The organism is Actinomadura sp. BRA 177 (genome assembly GCF_013372625.1).
Lineage (GTDB): Bacteria > Actinomycetota > Actinomycetes > Streptosporangiales > Streptosporangiaceae > Spirillospora.
This window is the reverse complement of record NZ_JABXFD010000604.1, coordinates 15,272-30,126: the sequence shown is the minus strand read 5'-3', so window position 1 is coordinate 30,126 and position 14,855 is coordinate 15,272. Positions and strand designations below refer to the sequence as shown.

Sequence of the window (14,855 nt, the reverse complement as noted above, 5' to 3'; positions counted from 1 at the left end):
TTGTAGAGTTGGTGGTCGTTGTTGAGTTTTTTGTTTTGTATTGGAGAGGCAGCGACCGGAATTGACCTCATCCTCTTGGTGGGCAGCGTCAGATGGGTAGAAGAGACAGCTTCCCGGGAGGCGACGGCAGTGAGCCGACGCTGATGACGTCGCGTTCGTGCGATGGCGACACCGGCACGATGCTGAGCTTGACGCGCAGCCCGACCTTGGCGAACGCCTCCTGGAACTCCCGCTGGTCGGCGTAGGCGTCCTTGACCTCCACCTCGTACGCGCCGTCCGCCACGTCGATCCGCACGGCGGCGTTGGCGTAGGCGTGCAGGGGGCCGGAGTCCTGCGCGGACAGGACGAGAACCGTCGCGGTGGCCGCGACACCGGCCGCCGCCACGCCGATGGCGGGGCGGACGAACCGGGGGAGGCGGCGGCGACGCGGCGCCGGGCTCGCCGCGGCGGTGATGGCGGCGAGCAGGGTCCGGGCGCCCGCACCGGACGGCTCGCTGGTGATGTCGTCGTCGCGCACGGGGTTCAGACCCGCCACGAGATCGTCGATCGAGGACGTCATGCCAGCTCACTCCCATGCAGAACGTGCCGGGACGGCGCGGCCGGTCCCAGGTGGTCGATGCCCGCGGCCCGCAGGGCGCGCGAGAAGCGGTGCAGGCGGACGCTCACCGCGTTGCGGGAGCAGCCGAGGACGGTGGCGATCTCGGTGACGGACAGGCCCTCCCAGCCGAGGAGTGCGAGGACCTCCCGGTCCCGGTCCGGCAGGGCGCGGAAGACTTCGGCGACGGCCGAGTCGCCGCCTGCGGGCGCGCCCGGCGGCAATTCGGCGCGCAGTGCCGCCGTCTTGAGCGAGTGGCGGACGACGCCGCGGCGGTGGTTGGCGAGGACGCGGCGCGCCACTCCGTACAGCCACAGCCGGGCCTCGTCGCCCGCGGGCATGTCGGCCGCGCGGCGCCAGGCGATCGTGAACGTCTCGGCGACGACGTCGGCCGCGTCCTCGGGGGAGTCGCAGCGGCGCAGCGCATAGCCGAGCAGCGGTTTGCAGGTCGCGGCGTAGACGGCCGCGAAGTCGTCCTCATCCATGGGGCGTCCTCGGCAACGTGGCCTCCTGTGGTCGGTGGTCACCTGCACATGTCGGGACGCCGCCCGGATCTTTCACCCGGCGAAGGACTCGATTTCGGACCAGACGGCGGCGGGCTGTTCCTCCTGGGCGAAGTGGCCTGCGTCCTGGACGATCGCGGTCGTCAGGTTCTCGATGCCGGCCTTGCGGAAGCCGTCGGCGTAGGCGGTGATGTCGCCGCCCTCGCCGTCGCCTCGCAGGTAGAGGACGGGGGTGGTGGTCGGTTCCGCAGGCGCGGCGTTGTCCTTGGCGTCTTGAGGGAACGTGCGGTAGAGGTCGAAGCCGCTGGTCAGGGCGGTGTCGTTCTCGTAGGCGGCGGCGTGGGCCGCGCGGGAGGCCGGGGTGATCCTCGACGGGTCCACGGAGAGGACGTCGTAGAAGTAGTCGAAGTACTCGGCCTGTCGCCCCCGCACGAGGGTCTCGGGCAGGGACGGGACGGCGTGCAGGCCGAAATGCCAGATGTAGGGGTTGCGCAGGACTTCGCTCCACGGCTCGACCCCGGGAATGACCGTGTTCATGATTACCGCTCGGCCCAGGTCGTAGCGGCGCAGGTAGGCGTAGGCGATCATGCCGCCGGCGTCGTGGCCGACCAGTGTGAGGTCGGTGAGGCCGAGCTGTCGCACAAGGTTGTGGACGACTGCGGCCAGGTCGCGCTTCGAGCCGCCTACCGTGCCCGTCGAGTCGCCTATGCCAGGAAGGTCGATCGCTATCAGGCGGGCGTCCGGGGACGCGGCGGCCATCACGTCCTGCCACGTCCGCCACGACTCCGGCCAGCCGTGCAGGAGCAGGTACGGGCGGCCGGACGGGTCGCCCGACTCCGCGACGTGCAGCGAGCAGTCGGCAACCGGGATCTGCGCATGGCGAATTGACATGTTCCATGTCTACCAAAGCACATGAAGCATGTCTAATATGCTGGCCCCATGGACGGCCTCGGCTATGAACAAGGAACCGGGTTCCTGCTCGCCAGGATGGGCTCCCTCACAGCCCGTTCCTGGACGGCCTTCCTGGCTGCGCACGACCTGACCCAAGGCCAGTACACGGTGCTCGTCACGCTCAACGAACGCGGGCCACTCGGGCAAAGAAGGCTCGCTGAACTCGTTGCCGTGGACGCGCGCAACATCGTCGCCGTCCTCGACTCACTGGCCCAGAAGGAGCTGATCGAGCGGCGGCCGGACGAAACCGACCGGCGGCGTCGACTGGTCGCGCTCACCGACAAGGGGACGGCGCTCGTCCGCGACCTTGCAGACAAAGCGGCCCAGGAGCAGGAAGAGTTCCTGAAACCCCTGGGCCGCAACGAGCGAGCAGCTCTGAACCGGCTGCTCAGACGCCTCTACGAGACGCATGTCGAGGGAAGTTAGGACGGGTCCGGGAGCATCCGCTTCATGGCCTCGTGGGCGCCCAGAACCTTCCGGTCGCGCGGGAAGCCCGCGCGCTTCTGCGCCGCCTCGTAGTTGCCGCCCGCGACCCAGATGGGCCCGTCCTTCAGGTGCTCAAGCCCTTCGCGGGCGATGTCGTCCGGTTCGGCGACGTTGAGGCCCGGCATGTCCATGTTCAGGCCGGCACGTTCCATCGCCGGAGTCCGCGTCACGCCGAGGACGAGTTCGAGTACGTCCACCCCGTGCTCGCGCATCTCCAGCCACAGCCCCTCGGCGAACACCCGGCCGAACGACTTGACGGCCGAGTAGATGCTGATCTGCGCCTGCCCCATGTATCCGGCGAGCGAGCCGACCAGCAGCAGGCCGCCCCGGCCGCGCTCCTTCATCTGCGCGCCGAAGTGGTGCGTGAACGCGAGCTGCGCCGTGATGTTCAGGTCGATGACGCCCTGGAAGCGCTTCAGGTCGCCCGAGACGAACTCGTGGCCGTAGCTGTTCGCGCCCGCGTTGAAGATCAGCAGCCCGACGTCCAGGCCGTCGGTGACCTCGCGGACCTTCTGCAGCGGGTCGGGGGAGATCAGGTCCAGCTCCAGCGTGCGGACCTCCACCCCCTTCGCCCGGACGGCCTCGGCCGTCTCCGCCAGCGGGCCGGGCTTGCGGGCGATCAGCACCAGGTTCAGGCCCGCGTCGGCGAGGCGGTGTGCGAACGCCGCGCCGACCCCCTCCGAGCCACCGGCGATGACGGCCCACGGGCCGTACTCGTCGATCATTGCTCTCCGTCCAGGTCCGGGGTCCAGGCGACGCCGTTGATGTGCGAGCCGCCGTCCGCGAACAGGGTGTTCCCGGTGAGGTAGCGGGCGCCCTCGGACGCGAGGAACACCGCCACCGGTGCGATGTCGGTCTCCGGGTCGCCGAGGCGGCCCATCGGGTTGGCGCGGTCGGCGGCGGCCTCGATCTCCGGATGCTCGGCCGCCATCCGCCGGAACGCCGCGCTCTTGGCGCCCGGGCAGATCGCGTTGACGACGACGCCGGTCGGCGCCCATTCGCGGGCGGCCGTGCGGGTCAGCGTCCGGAGGGCCTCCTTGGCCGAGTTGTACTCAAGGGTCCCCATGTGGGCGTTGACCCCGTTGAGGGAGCACATGTTGATGACGCGTCCCCACCCGCGCGCCTTCATGTGGGGGAACGCGGCCTGCATCGCCCACAGCGGGCCGTAGTAGCCCATCGCGAAACCGCGGGCGAGCTGCTCGTCGGTCTTGTTCTCGACGCGGCCGACGGTCCCGGCGCCCCAGGCGTTGTTGACCAGGACGTCCACCGAGCCGCACGTCTCGACCGCCGCCGAGACCATGGCCTCGACCTGCGCCCGGTCGGTCACGTCCGTCCGGACGAACCGGGCGTTCTCCCCGATCTCGGTGGCCACCGCGGCGCCGGTCTCCGCGTTCAGCTCCGCCACCAGGACGCGGGCGCCCTCGGCGGCGAAGCGGCAGGCGACGCCGCGTCCGATGCCGTCGCCCGCGCCCGTCACGACCGCGACCCGTCCGGTCAGCGCACCGCGCGGTCCGGCCGGCTCACCCATCGACGACCTTGATGGAGCCGGTCAGCGCCGCCTCCTGGATCGCGGAGCGGAGCGCCGGGCAGGTGTCGTGCGGGTCCTGGATGCCCACGCACGCGGCCCTCGCCTCGGCGTTCCACTGGATGCTCGTCTGCTCCCAGGTCGACTTGCGCACCAGCACCTCGGCGGCGCAGCGGCGGCAGGCGACCGGGACCAGCGGGCCGTCCAGCAGCCGCTCGTCCTGACGGGACGTCACGCCGAGGCCCCCTCGGCGTCCAGCCGCGCGAGGTTCTCCTCGACCTCCTTCTTCCACGACTCCACCGGACGCGTCGTGTCGATCTCGAACTCGAACCGGTCCGTCATCTCCGGCTGCACGTCGGCGGCGTCCACGTAGAACTGCTGGTACCAGCGGCGCAGCTGGTAGACGGGCCCGTCCTCCTCGCACAGCAGCGGGTTGTCGATGCGCGCCTTGTTCTTCCAGATCTCGACGTCCTGCTGGAAGCCGAGCAGGATGAACTCCGACAGCTTCTGCGCCGTCGCCTCGGCCGCCTCCGCCGGCAGCTTGTCGCTGTGCTGCACGATGATCCCCGAGTGCAGCGAGAACGAGTTCTCGTCGATCGGGTAGTGGCAGTTGATCAGGACGGAGTGCAGGTCGTACCCCTCGTAGTGGTACGTCAGCTCGTCGATCATGAACGAGGGGCCGTGGTAGGACGCCACGGAGGTGTTGCCGAGCATCCGCGGCCCGCCTCCGCCGGAGCCCTCGCGCCTGCGGCGGGAGTCCTCCCGGGTCACGCCCTTCATGATCTGGGTGGCGGTCTGGTTCTCGAAGATGTTCTTGAAGTACGTCGGGAACGACTGGTGGATGTAGAAGAAGTGCGCCATGTCGACGACGTTGTCGATGACCTCGCGGGCGTTGGTGTGGACGACCTGCTCCGTCCAGCGCCAGTCGGTCCAGTCGTCGCGGGTGGCGCCCTCGATCACCGGGATCGTCACGTCCGCCGGGGGCTGCTTGCCCTCCGGGTCGTTCCAGACGAACAGCAGCCTGTCCTGCTCCATCGTCGGCCACGAGGCGGTCCGGGCGCGCAGCGGGACGCGGCGCGAGTACGGGATCTGCTTGCAGCGGCCGTCGCCGCCCCAGCGCCAGTCGTGGAACGGGCAGGCGATCTCGTTGCCCTTGACCGTCCCCTGGGACAGGTCGCCGCCCATGTGCCGGCAGTAGCCGTCCAGGACGTTCGTCTTGCCGTCCGCACCGGTGAAGACCACGAGCTTCTGCCCGAACGCCTGGACCGTGTGGGGCTTGCCGTCCTTGAAGGTCTCGGCCAGCCCGAGACAGTGCCATCCCCGGGCGAAACGGGAGGAGATCGCCTCCGCCTCGATGGCGCGGACGGCGTCCGACTCGGTTGCGGTCACGTGGATCATCCCTTCAGCGATGGACGGGTGATTCGAACGTTAGGTCGCAGGTCACCGTCCCGAACGGCGAGTCCCGGTGGCCGGGACGCGGAGCCGCCCGGCGGGACCCCGGCGTGGTCTGCTGCAATGGTCAGACTACGAGGACGGGAGCCGACGGATGAGCAACCAGGTCCTGGACGCCGTGCGCGGGCTGCTGCCGGGCATCGCCGAGCGGGCCCGGTCCGTGGACGAGAAGGGGAAGATCCCCGCGGAGACCATGCGGGACCTGACCGCCGCCGGCGTGTTCCGCATGCTCCAGCCCACCCGCTACGGCGGCGCCGAGGACGACCCCGTCGCCTTCTACGAGGTGGTCCGCGCGATCTCCGGCGCCTGCGGCTCGACCGGCTGGGTCGCCGCGATCCTCGGCGTCCACTCCTGGCACCTCGGCCTGTTCGCGGACGAGGCGCAGCGCGAGGTGTGGGGCGCCGGCCCGGACACGCTGATCTCCTCGTCCTACAGCCCGATCGGCCGCCTCACCCCGGTCGACGGCGGCTACGAGCTGACGGGCCGCTGGTCGTTCTCCTCCGGCTGCGAGTTCGCGTCCTGGGTGCTGCTCGGCGCGCTCGTCGTCGGCGCGGAGGGCCGCCCCGTCGACTTCATGACGGTGCTCATCCCCAAGCGCGACTACGAGATCCGCGAAGTGTGGGACTCGATGGGCCTGCGCGGCACCGCCAGCGACGACATCGTGGTGGAGAAGGCGTTCGTCCCGTCCCACCGCGCCATGCGCAACTTCGAGCAGGCCCAGCTGCGCAACCCGGGCCGCAAGGTCAACACCGGTCCCCTCTACCGCATGCCGTTCGGGACGATCTTCACCAGCACCGTCGCGGCCAGCGTCATCGGCATGGCGGCCGGCTGCCACGACCGCTACGTGGCGCGGATGCGCGACCGGATCCGGCTCAGCCTCGGCGGCGGCCGCTTCGTCGAGGACCCGCACGCCCAGGTCGCCGTCGCCCGCGCCGCGTCCGAGATCGACGCCGCGATCCTGCAGACGGACCGGAACGTCCGGGAGATCCACGAGTACGCGGCCCGCAACGAGAAGATCCCGATGGAGCTGCGGCTGCGCGCCCGCCGCGACCAGGTCCGCGGCACCGAGCGCGCCATCGAGGCGATCGACATCCTGTTCAAGACCGCCGGCGGCAACTCCCTGCACCGCGGCAACGTCATCGAGCGCGCCTGGCGCGACGCCCACGCCGGCAGCGTCCACGTCGCGAACGACGTCGAGCACGCTCTCTCCATGTGGGGCCGCGGCATCTTCGGCCTCAAGGTCGAGGACAACCTCGTCTAGCCCTCCGCGCGGGTCAGCCTTCGCGGCCGGGGAGCATGGCCAGGGCCTGGGTGCGCTGCGCGACGAGGTCGTCGTAGGTGCCGTCGCGCTCGGCCCAGCGGTGCATGAGGACCCCCTTCACGAGGATCTCGCGGGGGGTGGGGACCGCTGAGAGCAGCTGCATGACCTCGGTGGCGAAGTCGTCGAGCGGCAGCGCGTGCGGGTTCACCTTCTCCTGGCCTGCCGTGGCGACGGCCGGGGGGACGAGTTCGGCGACGCCGACGCCGGTCCCGTCGAGTTGCGCGCGCAGTGCCTCGGAGTAGGCGTGCACCGCGGCCTTCGAGGCGGCGTAGGTGGGCATGGGCGGGAACGGCAGGAAGGCGATGCCGGAGGTCACGGTGATGAAGGTGCCGGTGCCCCGCCGGACCAGGTGCGGGGTGAAGGCGTCGACGACCCGGATGGTGCCGATCAGGTTGGTGTCGATCGTCGTCTCGGCCGCCTCGAAATGCGCGGGATCGCGCAGGTCCTCCAGGAGCATGACGCCCGGCATCGTCACCACGGTGTCCAGCTCGGGATACCGGGCGAGCACGGCGTCGCGGGCACGTGCGACGGAGGCGCTGTCGGTGACGTCGATGCCGAATGTGCCGAAGCCCTCTCCGGCGAGTTCCGCGAGTGCCTCCGCGCTGCGGCCGCCAACGGCCACGGTGCTGCCCGCCGCGGCGAACCGGCGGGCCAGCTCTCGTCCGATGCCGGAGGTTCCGCCGACGATGAGGACGGTGCGGTTGGAGAGATCCATGAGGTCTTCCCTTCAGCGAGGCTCGCTGTCCTTTTCGAACAGTGCTGCCGCAAGTCTCGACGGCATTCGCCGCGGGTGGCAGAGCCCCCGTGTTCCCTGGTCCTGCCAGGGCCCCCGCTGAGGCGCGCGCACCGGCTTACGGTGGTGTCATGAAGGACGAGGAATCCGGCAACCGGCTCGGCGGCTACCTGCGCGCACGACGCGAGCTGATCTCCCCGGCGCAGGCGGGACTCCCGCCCGGCGGCAACCGCCGCGTCCCCGGCCTGCGCCGTGAGGAAGTCGCGCTGCTCGCGGGCATCAGCCCCGACTACTACCTGCGCCTGGAACGGGGCCGCGACCGGAACCCCTCACTCCAGGTGCTCGAGTCACTCGCGCGCGTCCTGCGGCTCGACGACGTCGAACGGACGTATCTGCTCGGCCTCGCGGCGGTCCGCGCGAGGGCGCCGCGCCGCGAGCGCCCCGAGCGCGTACCGGCACGGGCGCACCAACTCCTCGCCCACCTGCAGATCCCCGCGTTCATCGAAGGCCGCGCCTTCGACGTCCTGGCCTCCAACCCGATGGCCGTCGCGTTCTCCCCGCGCCTGCGGCCCGGCCAGAACCGGCTCCGTTCCTTGTTCCTCGACCCCGAGGAACAAGCCTTCCAACAGGACTGGGCGAACTCCGCCGCCGACTTCGTCGCCGCTCTTCGCACCACCATCGGGGACGACATCGACAACCCGCTGTTCGTCGAACTCGTCGGAGAACTCGCACTGTCCAGTCAGCGGTTCCGCACCCTGTGGGCCCGGCACGACGTCCGCGACCTCGACGGAGGAACCGCCGCCGTCAACCACCCCGTCGTCGGTGAACTACGGCTCCACCGCGACAAACTCCCCATCGACGACGTCATCCTCGTCGTCTACTACCCCGACAAGGGCAGCGACAGCGACGAGAAACTGCAACTCCTCGCCGCACTCTCACGCACCGAACCCGCCGGTACGGCACACGACAGGCCGGCGGACGTCCCGCATCCGAAAACCCCCTGACGAACGCGCGCAGTCCAGCGGCGAACCTCGCGCCCAGGGGCGGCCGGGGGCGTGGTCTCGTCCCGGGCGGGACGAGACCACGCCTACGCGCGTCAGCAGGTGGTGGGCGGGGTTTCGTTGTCGCGGATGGACTGGGCGAATGCCAGGCCGGCCTGGAATGAGGCGTTGATGCTGCCTCGGTGGTCGGCGCCGGCGAACTCCTGGTAGGCGATGTTGCCGTAGCGCTTGCAGAGGTCGTTGACGATGTTCTGCGTCGCGGCGGGGACGACCTCGCGGTCGTCGGTGCCCTGGGCGACCAGCGTCGGGACCTTGATGTCCAGGCCGAGCGCTTCCTGCGAGTTGTAGTAGTTCTCGAAGCGGGTGAGGTCGGCGTCCGGGCGGAACACGTTGTTCAGCGGCAGGTTCGCGCTGAGTTGCTTGAGCCGGCCGAGGCACGCGTTCGTCCGCCCGGCCGCGGCGATCTCCGCGGCCTCCTCGGTCACCAGGTCGTCCGGCTTGATGGACGGGTCGGCCGCGTTCGCGCCGTTGAGCAGGACGAAGAAGAACGGCAGCGCGATCTCGGCGCCCGGGGCCTGCGACTTGATGTAGGCGACGGTCTGGCTCATCTGGGAGCCGGGCGCGATCGCCACGGCGCCCTTGAGGCGGATGTCGCGGGGCTTCTGCCGCGCGGCCGCCGTGTAGAGCGTCGCCTGGCCGCCCTGGCTGTGTCCGGCGACGAACCAGTCGCGCCCGATGCGGTGGTCGACCTTGCGGGCGGCGCGGACGATGTCGGTGACCGTGTTCGCCTCGCTGACGCCGTTCATGTACGGGTGCCCGCCGGGCGTGCCGAGGCCCTCGTAGTCGGTCTGGACGACCGCGTAGCCGTGCGCCACCCACTTGTCCAGGTACGCCTCGGTGATCGACAGGTAGTCGTGCGCCGGACCGTTCGCGGTGTCGGCGGACGGCGCGCACTTGTCGGCGGTGCCGGTGGTGCCGTGCGCCCAGCTCAGCACCGGCCAGCCGCCCTTCGGAGCCTTGCCCTTCGGGACGGCGACCGTGCCCGACACCGTGATCCGCTTCCCGCCCACGCCCTCGGACGTGTAGGTGATGAACCGGTTCTTGGACGCGCTCGGCAGCGCCGCCGCGTTCGCCAGGGGACGGCTGCTGATCAGCCTGCCCCGGTGCCCGTGCCCGTGCCCGTGCCCGTGCCCGTGCCCGTGCCCGTGCCCGTGCCCGTGACCCCCGGCTTGTGCGGGGACGGAGGCGAGTCCGCTGGTCCCCGCGAAGGCGACTGCGGCGACGGCGAGGCCGGCCGCGCGAGTTCGGGTAGATCTCATGTGCTGCTCCTCCTGATGTGCTGGACGGCACGGTAGGCGAAAGCCATCGCCGAACCGATAGGAACGCCCGGACCGGGGTAAACCGGGCCGGTGAACGAGGCACTGGTGTTCCCGGCGGCGTAGAGGCCGGGGATGGGGCGGTCCGAGGCGTCCAGGACGCGGGCGTCGGGGTCGGTGCGCAGACCGCCCTTCGTGCCGAGGTCGCTGAGCACGACCTTCGCCGCGTAGTACGGGGGCTCGTCGACGGCGACCACGCAGGGCTTGCCGCCGGAGAAGTAGCGGTCGTAGGGGTCCTCGCCGCGGTGGAAGTCGTCGTCCACGCCGTTGGCGGCGAAGCCGTTGAAGCGTTCGACGGTCGCGGTCAGGGCGTCGGCCGGCAAACCGATCTTCCCGGCCAGCTCGTCCAATGTCGCGGCCTGCACCCACTGCCCGGAGGCCAGTTGCTCATCGGTCGTCAGCGGCGGGACGGAGATCGCCGGCAGCCCGCCCGAACGCGCGTCGAAGATCAGGTGGAAGGGGCCCTCGGCGGCGGCGAGGCGCCGGCCCATCTGGTCGTAGGGGAGTGACTCGTTCGCGAAGCGGCGTCCGGAGCCGTCCACGATCAGCCCGCCACGGAAGCCGAGCGTGAACGCGGGCCGCCCGTCCGGGGTGAGGAGGCCGGGGCAGAACCATGCCTGGTCGAGCAGGCCGGTGGACGCGCCGATCTTCGCGGCCGCCTCGATCGCGTCGCCGGTGTTCGCGCCGTCCGGGGCCATCGTCCAGTCCGCGCCGCCCGGCACGTCGCGCGAGGCACGCAGGCCGGCGGACGACTCGAACCCGCCGGCGGCCAGCAGCACGCCCCGCGAAGCCCGCAGCCGGAGCGAACCCGCCTCGACGCCGACGACCCGGCCGTCCTCCACGATCAGCCCGGTCAGCGGGGTCTCGGTCCGCACCACGCCGTTCCCCGTGGCGGTGAAGGCGAGCAGCAGGCGCCCGATCAGCGACCGTCCCTGCGCCATCGGCTTGGCCGAGTGCCCGCGCCCCGCCCGGTCCCGGTCGACCGGCGGCCGGACGAGCCCGGCCAGCTCGCCGAGCTCCTCGACCGGCAGTTCCAGGGGCACGAAAGACCGCCCCATGTCGAGCCGGCCGGGCGCGGCGAAGTAGTCGGGGAAAGGACGGAATTCGAATTCGAGCGCCGGGTCCTTCTCCAGGAATTCGACCACCTCGGGCGCCGTCTCCAGGAACGCTTCGCGGTGCGCCGAGTTGTCGTCGCCCAGAAGCGCCCGCAGGTACGTGCGCGCCCCCTCGGTCGAGTCGTCGATCCCGGCCCGCCGCTGCACCTGCGTGCCCGGCAGCCAGATCGCCGACCCCGAGTACGCGGACGTCCCGCCGAGCACCCCGGTCTTCTCCAGGACCAGCGTCCGCAGCCCGGCCGACGCCGCCGCCAGCGCGCCCGCCATCGCTCCGGCGCCCGAACCGGCCACCACCACGTCGTATTCGTCGTCCCACCGGGCATTTGCCACGTGAATCCCCTCCCGATCTTCGCGCGCGCACAACGTAAGCGCGGCCCGCACCGCGGCGGGACGCCCCGTCCCACTGACCGGTATCGCCGATCGCGGGCACGGCCGCGAGCCCGGATATTGTTCCTAGTCAGCACACCGATGGACCCGGAGGGAGGACCGTGGCGAGGATCGCAGCGGCGAGGATGTCCGCCGAGCCCAGCTCACCGGAGCAGCACGACCGGCGGCAGCGCATTCTCCGGGCCGCGTCGCGCATCGGTACGGAGAAGTCCCTCGAACGCGTCCAGATGCACGACGTGGCGAAGGCGGCCGGGGTCGCGATCGGCACCCTGTACCGGTACTTCCCGTCGAAGGTGCACCTGTTCACCGCGGTGATGGCGGCGCAGGTCGACCGGCTGCACGAGCAGGCCGCCCAGCCCGCGCCCGGTGTCGAGCCCGAGGACGCGGTCGCCGACCTGCTGGTGCAGGCCAGCCGGAGCCTGCTGGCGCAGCCCGTCCTGTCGGCGTCCATGCTGCAGGCGTCCAACAGCGCGCACGTCGCGACGGTCGCCGACACGATCCACATCGACAGCACCTTCCGCGACATCCTGCTGCGCACCGTGGGCGTCGAGGTCCCGACCGCGCAGGACGTCACGCTCGTCCGGCTGCTCATGCAGTGCTGGTACGGGGTGCTCCAGTCGAGCCTGAACGGCCGCGCGTCCATGGCGGACGTGGAGAGCGACATCCGCCTCGCCTGCCGGCTGCTGCTGGCGCCCCGGTCCAACGCCGCGCAACCCTCCCAGTGATCGGGATGGTCCCGGCGGACGTCCCGGGGCCGCGGCTACCGTGCCGCCATGAATCGCTATGACGGCGTGAAAGTGCTGCTCACCGGGGCCGCGTCCGGCATCGGGCGGGCCACGGCGATCCGCCTCGCCACCGAGGGCGCCGCGGTCTACGGCGTGGACCTCGCCGAGAAGGGCCTGGCCGAGACCGCCGCGGCGGTCACCGGGCCCGGCACCCTCACGACCCGCGCGGTGGACGTGACCGACGAGCCCGCCGTGATCGCCGCCGTGGCGGACGCGGCCGAGACCCTCGGCGGCATCGACGTCCTCGTCAACGTGGCCGGCGTCCACAAGACGACCCCCATCGAGACGCTGACCGTGGACGACCTGAACCGGCTGTTCTCCGTCAACCTCGTCGGAACCGCCCTGTTCTGCCGCGAGTCGCTCAAGCACCTCCCGGACCGGACGGGCGTCATCATCAACACGGCCTCGCTGTCGGCGACGCAGGGCAACCCGTTCATGACGGCGTACTCGGCGTCCAAGGGCGCGGTCCTGGGGTTCTCCCTCAGCCTCGCCGCCGAGCTGGCCACCCGTCGCATCCGCGTCGTGCCGATCTCCCCGGGCGCCGTCGACACGCCGCTGGTCCGGTCACCCGACATGTTCCCGCCCGGACTCGACCTCAACTACTTCTCGAAGATCCGGTCCTACTACGGTGCCGCCGACCCGGAGATGATCGCGGCCGCGATCGCGTTCGCCGGGTCGTCCGACGCCGCCTACTACACCGGTGCCGACTTCCGCGTCGACGGCGGCGCCCACACCTAGGAGACAGACATGGCACGCACCATCGCCGTCAGCGGCTCGGCGTCCGGCATCGGCGAGTCCCTCGCCGCGATGCTCCGGGACGCGGGCGACACCGTCATCGGGATCGACCTGCGCGACGCCGACGTGTGCGCGGACCTCAGCGTCCCCGAGGGCCGCGCGAGCGCGGTTGCGGAGACGCTGGAGAAGGCGGGCGGGCGGCTCGACGCCGTCGTGGCCTGCGCCGGCGTCTCCGACTTCACGATCATGCCGGTCAAGGTGAACTTCTTCGGCGTCGTCGGGCTGCTGGAGGGGCTGCGCCCCGCGCTCGCGCAGGCCGGGGCGCCGCGCGCCGCCGTGGTCGGCTCGATCTCCGGCACCCACCCGGTGGACGACGCCACCGTCCGCGCCTGCCTGGACGGCGACGAGCCGGCCGCGATCGCGGCGGCGACCAAGGTGGAGGAGAGCGGCGCCGGCGGCCGGCTGTACCCGTCGTCGAAGTCGGCGCTCGCCCAGTGGATGCGCCGCGTGTGCACCACCCCCGAGTGGGCGGGCGCGGGCATCCCGCTGAACGCGATCGCGCCGGGCGTCGTCAAGACCGCGATGACCAAGCCGCTGTTCGAGGACGAGGCCATGTTCCAGGTCATGAACGAGGCCGTCCCGATGCCGCTGCACGGCTACGCCGGCCCCGAGGCGATCGCGGCGGCGCTGCGCTGGCTGATCGCCCCGGCCAACACGCACATGACCGGCCAGGTCATCTACGTGGACGGCGGCGCCGAGGCCACGCTGCGCGACGCGGCGCTTTTTTGACCACGGGCTTCTGCTGGAACGCCGGTGGCCGCCCCTCGCGCCGAGGGCGGCCACCGGCGGGCCTGCGGATCAGTACTTGCTGGTACCGGTGTTGTCGAGCGCGGCGACGCTGTAGGCGGCGTAGGTCTTGTGCGCGTCGCGGTCCGCGAAGTACGGGGTGACCTGGGCGCCGAACTCCTCGACGGAGAAGACGCCCTCGGCCGCGGTGAACTTCTGCTCCACGGTCGGCGCGGCCATCAGCGCGACCATGTCGCCGTAGACGACGAACACCTGCCCGCTGATCTTCTCGGACGCGGGGGACGCCAGGTAGCCGACGAACGTGCCGACCCGCTCGGGCGCCATGACGTCCAGCCCGCCGGGCGCGGTGCCCTCGTTGAAGGTCGCCTCGGTCATCGCCGTCCGGGCGCGCGGGCAGATCGCGTTGGCGCGCACCCCGTAGCGGCCGAGGCCCGCGGACGTCGACAGCGTCAGCGCGACGATGCCGGCCTTGGCGGCGGAGTAGTTCGGCTGGCCCGCCGACCCGAACAGGAACGCCTCCGACGCGGTGTTGATCACGCGCCCGTAGACGGGGCCGCCGGCGGCCTTGCTCGCGGCGCGCCAGTGCACGGCGGCGGCGCGGGACACGGCCGCGTGCCCCTTCAAGTGGACGTGGATGACGTCGTCCCAGTCCGACTCGGACAGGTTGAACAGCATCTTGTCGCGCAGCACGCCGGCGTTGTTCACCAGGACGTCCAGCGAGCCGAACGTGTCGACGGCGGCGGACACCAGCGTGTCGCCCATCGACCAGTCGCCGACGTCGCCCTTCACCGCGACGGCCTCGCCGCCCGCCTTCGTGATCTCGGCGACGACGTCGTCGGCCGCCGGTCCCATGTCGTTGACGACGACGCGTGCGCCCTGCGCGGCGAGAGCGAGGGCCTCGGCGCGGCCCAGCCCGGCGCCCGCGCCGGTGACGATGGCGGTACGGCCCGCCAGGGACAGGTCAGCGTTCATCGGAGCCTCCGGATCGGATGTTCGGTCGCACGCCGGAGGCTAGTACGAATTCTAGTTCCGCCCGCCGGGGCGTCCCGCTGAGTGGGTATGCGCAGGTGATGTGCAAGACGG

The 14,855-nt window shown here is 71.2% G+C and carries 17 protein-coding genes; 6 read left to right on the top strand and 11 right to left on the bottom strand.

From position 1 onward, the window contains the following. Positions 1-88: 88 nt before the first annotated feature. From HUX53_RS34150 to HUX53_RS34140, 3 genes are all read right to left on the bottom strand, one after another. A complete protein-coding gene (locus HUX53_RS34150) occupies positions 89-559 on the bottom strand; it encodes a hypothetical protein (RefSeq protein ID WP_176407405.1) in 471 nt (156 codons plus the stop codon). Next, complete coding sequence (locus HUX53_RS34145) at positions 556-1,080, bottom strand: RNA polymerase sigma factor (RefSeq protein WP_176407404.1); 525 nt, start codon at positions 1,078-1,080, stop codon at positions 556-558. The genes HUX53_RS34150 and HUX53_RS34145 overlap by 4 nt, the downstream gene beginning before the upstream one ends. A 72-nt stretch (positions 1,081-1,152) precedes the next feature. After that, the gene (locus tag HUX53_RS34140; protein WP_176407403.1) at positions 1,153-1,989 is read right to left on the bottom strand and encodes an alpha/beta fold hydrolase; all 837 of its coding nucleotides are present in this window, start codon (positions 1,987-1,989) and stop codon (positions 1,153-1,155) included. 48 nt (positions 1,990-2,037) lie between these two features. Between HUX53_RS34140 and HUX53_RS34135 the strand changes: the two genes are divergently transcribed. Further along, entirely contained in the window at positions 2,038-2,475 is a 438-nt protein-coding gene (locus tag HUX53_RS34135) for a MarR family winged helix-turn-helix transcriptional regulator (protein WP_176407402.1), read from the top strand. Here the strand turns inward: HUX53_RS34135 and HUX53_RS34130 are convergent. From HUX53_RS34130 to HUX53_RS34115, 4 genes are read right to left on the bottom strand one after another with little or no spacing between them, the layout of a single operon-like run. Then, positions 2,472-3,260 (bottom strand): SDR family oxidoreductase, encoded by a 789-nt coding sequence (locus tag HUX53_RS34130; protein ID WP_176407401.1) that lies wholly within the window; start codon positions 3,258-3,260, stop codon positions 2,472-2,474. The genes HUX53_RS34135 and HUX53_RS34130 overlap by 4 nt on opposite strands. Beyond that, positions 3,257-4,063: an SDR family NAD(P)-dependent oxidoreductase gene (locus tag HUX53_RS34125; RefSeq protein WP_176407400.1), complete on the bottom strand. Its 807-nt coding sequence runs from the start codon at positions 4,061-4,063 to the stop codon at positions 3,257-3,259. Before HUX53_RS34125 ends, HUX53_RS34130 begins: the two co-directional genes overlap by 4 nt. Further along, a complete protein-coding gene (locus HUX53_RS34120) occupies positions 4,056-4,295 on the bottom strand; it encodes a ferredoxin (RefSeq protein ID WP_176407399.1) in 240 nt (79 codons plus the stop codon). Before HUX53_RS34120 ends, HUX53_RS34125 begins: the two co-directional genes overlap by 8 nt. Further along, positions 4,292-5,458: a Rieske 2Fe-2S domain-containing protein gene (locus tag HUX53_RS34115; protein ID WP_176407398.1), complete on the bottom strand. Its 1,167-nt coding sequence runs from the start codon at positions 5,456-5,458 to the stop codon at positions 4,292-4,294. Before HUX53_RS34115 ends, HUX53_RS34120 begins: the two co-directional genes overlap by 4 nt. Before the next feature lie 148 nt (positions 5,459-5,606). Here HUX53_RS34115 and hsaA point away from each other — a divergent pair, with 148 nt between their 5' ends. After that, positions 5,607-6,773 (top strand): 3-hydroxy-9,10-secoandrosta-1,3,5(10)-triene-9,17-dione monooxygenase oxygenase subunit, encoded by a 1,167-nt coding sequence (hsaA, locus tag HUX53_RS34110; protein ID WP_176407397.1) that lies wholly within the window; start codon positions 5,607-5,609, stop codon positions 6,771-6,773. Positions 6,774-6,786: 13 nt separating this feature from the next. Here hsaA and HUX53_RS34105 read toward each other — a convergent pair whose 3' ends face one another. After that, positions 6,787-7,548, bottom strand: a complete 762-nt coding sequence (locus HUX53_RS34105; protein ID WP_176407396.1) for an SDR family oxidoreductase — start codon at positions 7,546-7,548, stop codon at positions 6,787-6,789. A gap of 149 nt (positions 7,549-7,697) precedes the next feature. Here HUX53_RS34105 and HUX53_RS34100 point away from each other — a divergent pair, with 149 nt between their 5' ends. Beyond that, a complete protein-coding gene (locus HUX53_RS34100) occupies positions 7,698-8,570 on the top strand; it encodes a helix-turn-helix transcriptional regulator (protein ID WP_176407395.1) in 873 nt (290 codons plus the stop codon). A 92-nt stretch (positions 8,571-8,662) separates the two neighbouring features. Here HUX53_RS34100 and HUX53_RS34095 read toward each other — a convergent pair whose 3' ends face one another. Together HUX53_RS34095 and HUX53_RS34090 are read right to left on the bottom strand one after the other, a co-directional pair. Next, a complete protein-coding gene (locus HUX53_RS34095) occupies positions 8,663-9,886 on the bottom strand; it encodes a S9 family peptidase (RefSeq protein WP_176407394.1) in 1,224 nt (407 codons plus the stop codon). Further along, on the bottom strand, positions 9,883-11,388 hold the full coding sequence (locus tag HUX53_RS34090) for an FAD-dependent oxidoreductase (protein ID WP_309237560.1): 1,506 nt from the start codon (positions 11,386-11,388) through the stop codon (positions 9,883-9,885). The genes HUX53_RS34095 and HUX53_RS34090 overlap by 4 nt, the downstream gene beginning before the upstream one ends. Positions 11,389-11,546: 158 nt before the next feature. Between HUX53_RS34090 and HUX53_RS34085 the strand changes: the two genes are divergently transcribed. Genes HUX53_RS34085 through HUX53_RS34075 form a run of 3 tightly spaced genes read left to right on the top strand, consistent with a single transcriptional unit; the run spans position 11,547 to position 13,754 of the window. Next, positions 11,547-12,170 carry a TetR family transcriptional regulator gene (locus HUX53_RS34085; protein WP_176407393.1) on the top strand — a complete coding sequence of 208 codons (624 nt, stop codon included), beginning with the start codon at positions 11,547-11,549 and terminating at the stop codon, positions 12,168-12,170. 48 nt (positions 12,171-12,218) lie between these two features. Then, positions 12,219-12,968, top strand: coding sequence for an SDR family NAD(P)-dependent oxidoreductase (locus HUX53_RS34080; RefSeq protein WP_176407392.1), 750 nt, complete (start codon positions 12,219-12,221; stop codon positions 12,966-12,968). 9 nt (positions 12,969-12,977) lie between these two features. Beyond that, a complete protein-coding gene (locus HUX53_RS34075) occupies positions 12,978-13,754 on the top strand; it encodes an SDR family oxidoreductase (protein WP_176407391.1) in 777 nt (258 codons plus the stop codon). Positions 13,755-13,823: 69 nt separating this feature from the next. Here the strand turns inward: HUX53_RS34075 and HUX53_RS34070 are convergent, their stop codons facing one another. Then, entirely contained in the window at positions 13,824-14,744 is a 921-nt protein-coding gene (locus HUX53_RS34070; protein WP_176407390.1) for an SDR family NAD(P)-dependent oxidoreductase, read from the bottom strand. Positions 14,745-14,855 lie beyond the last annotated feature (111 nt).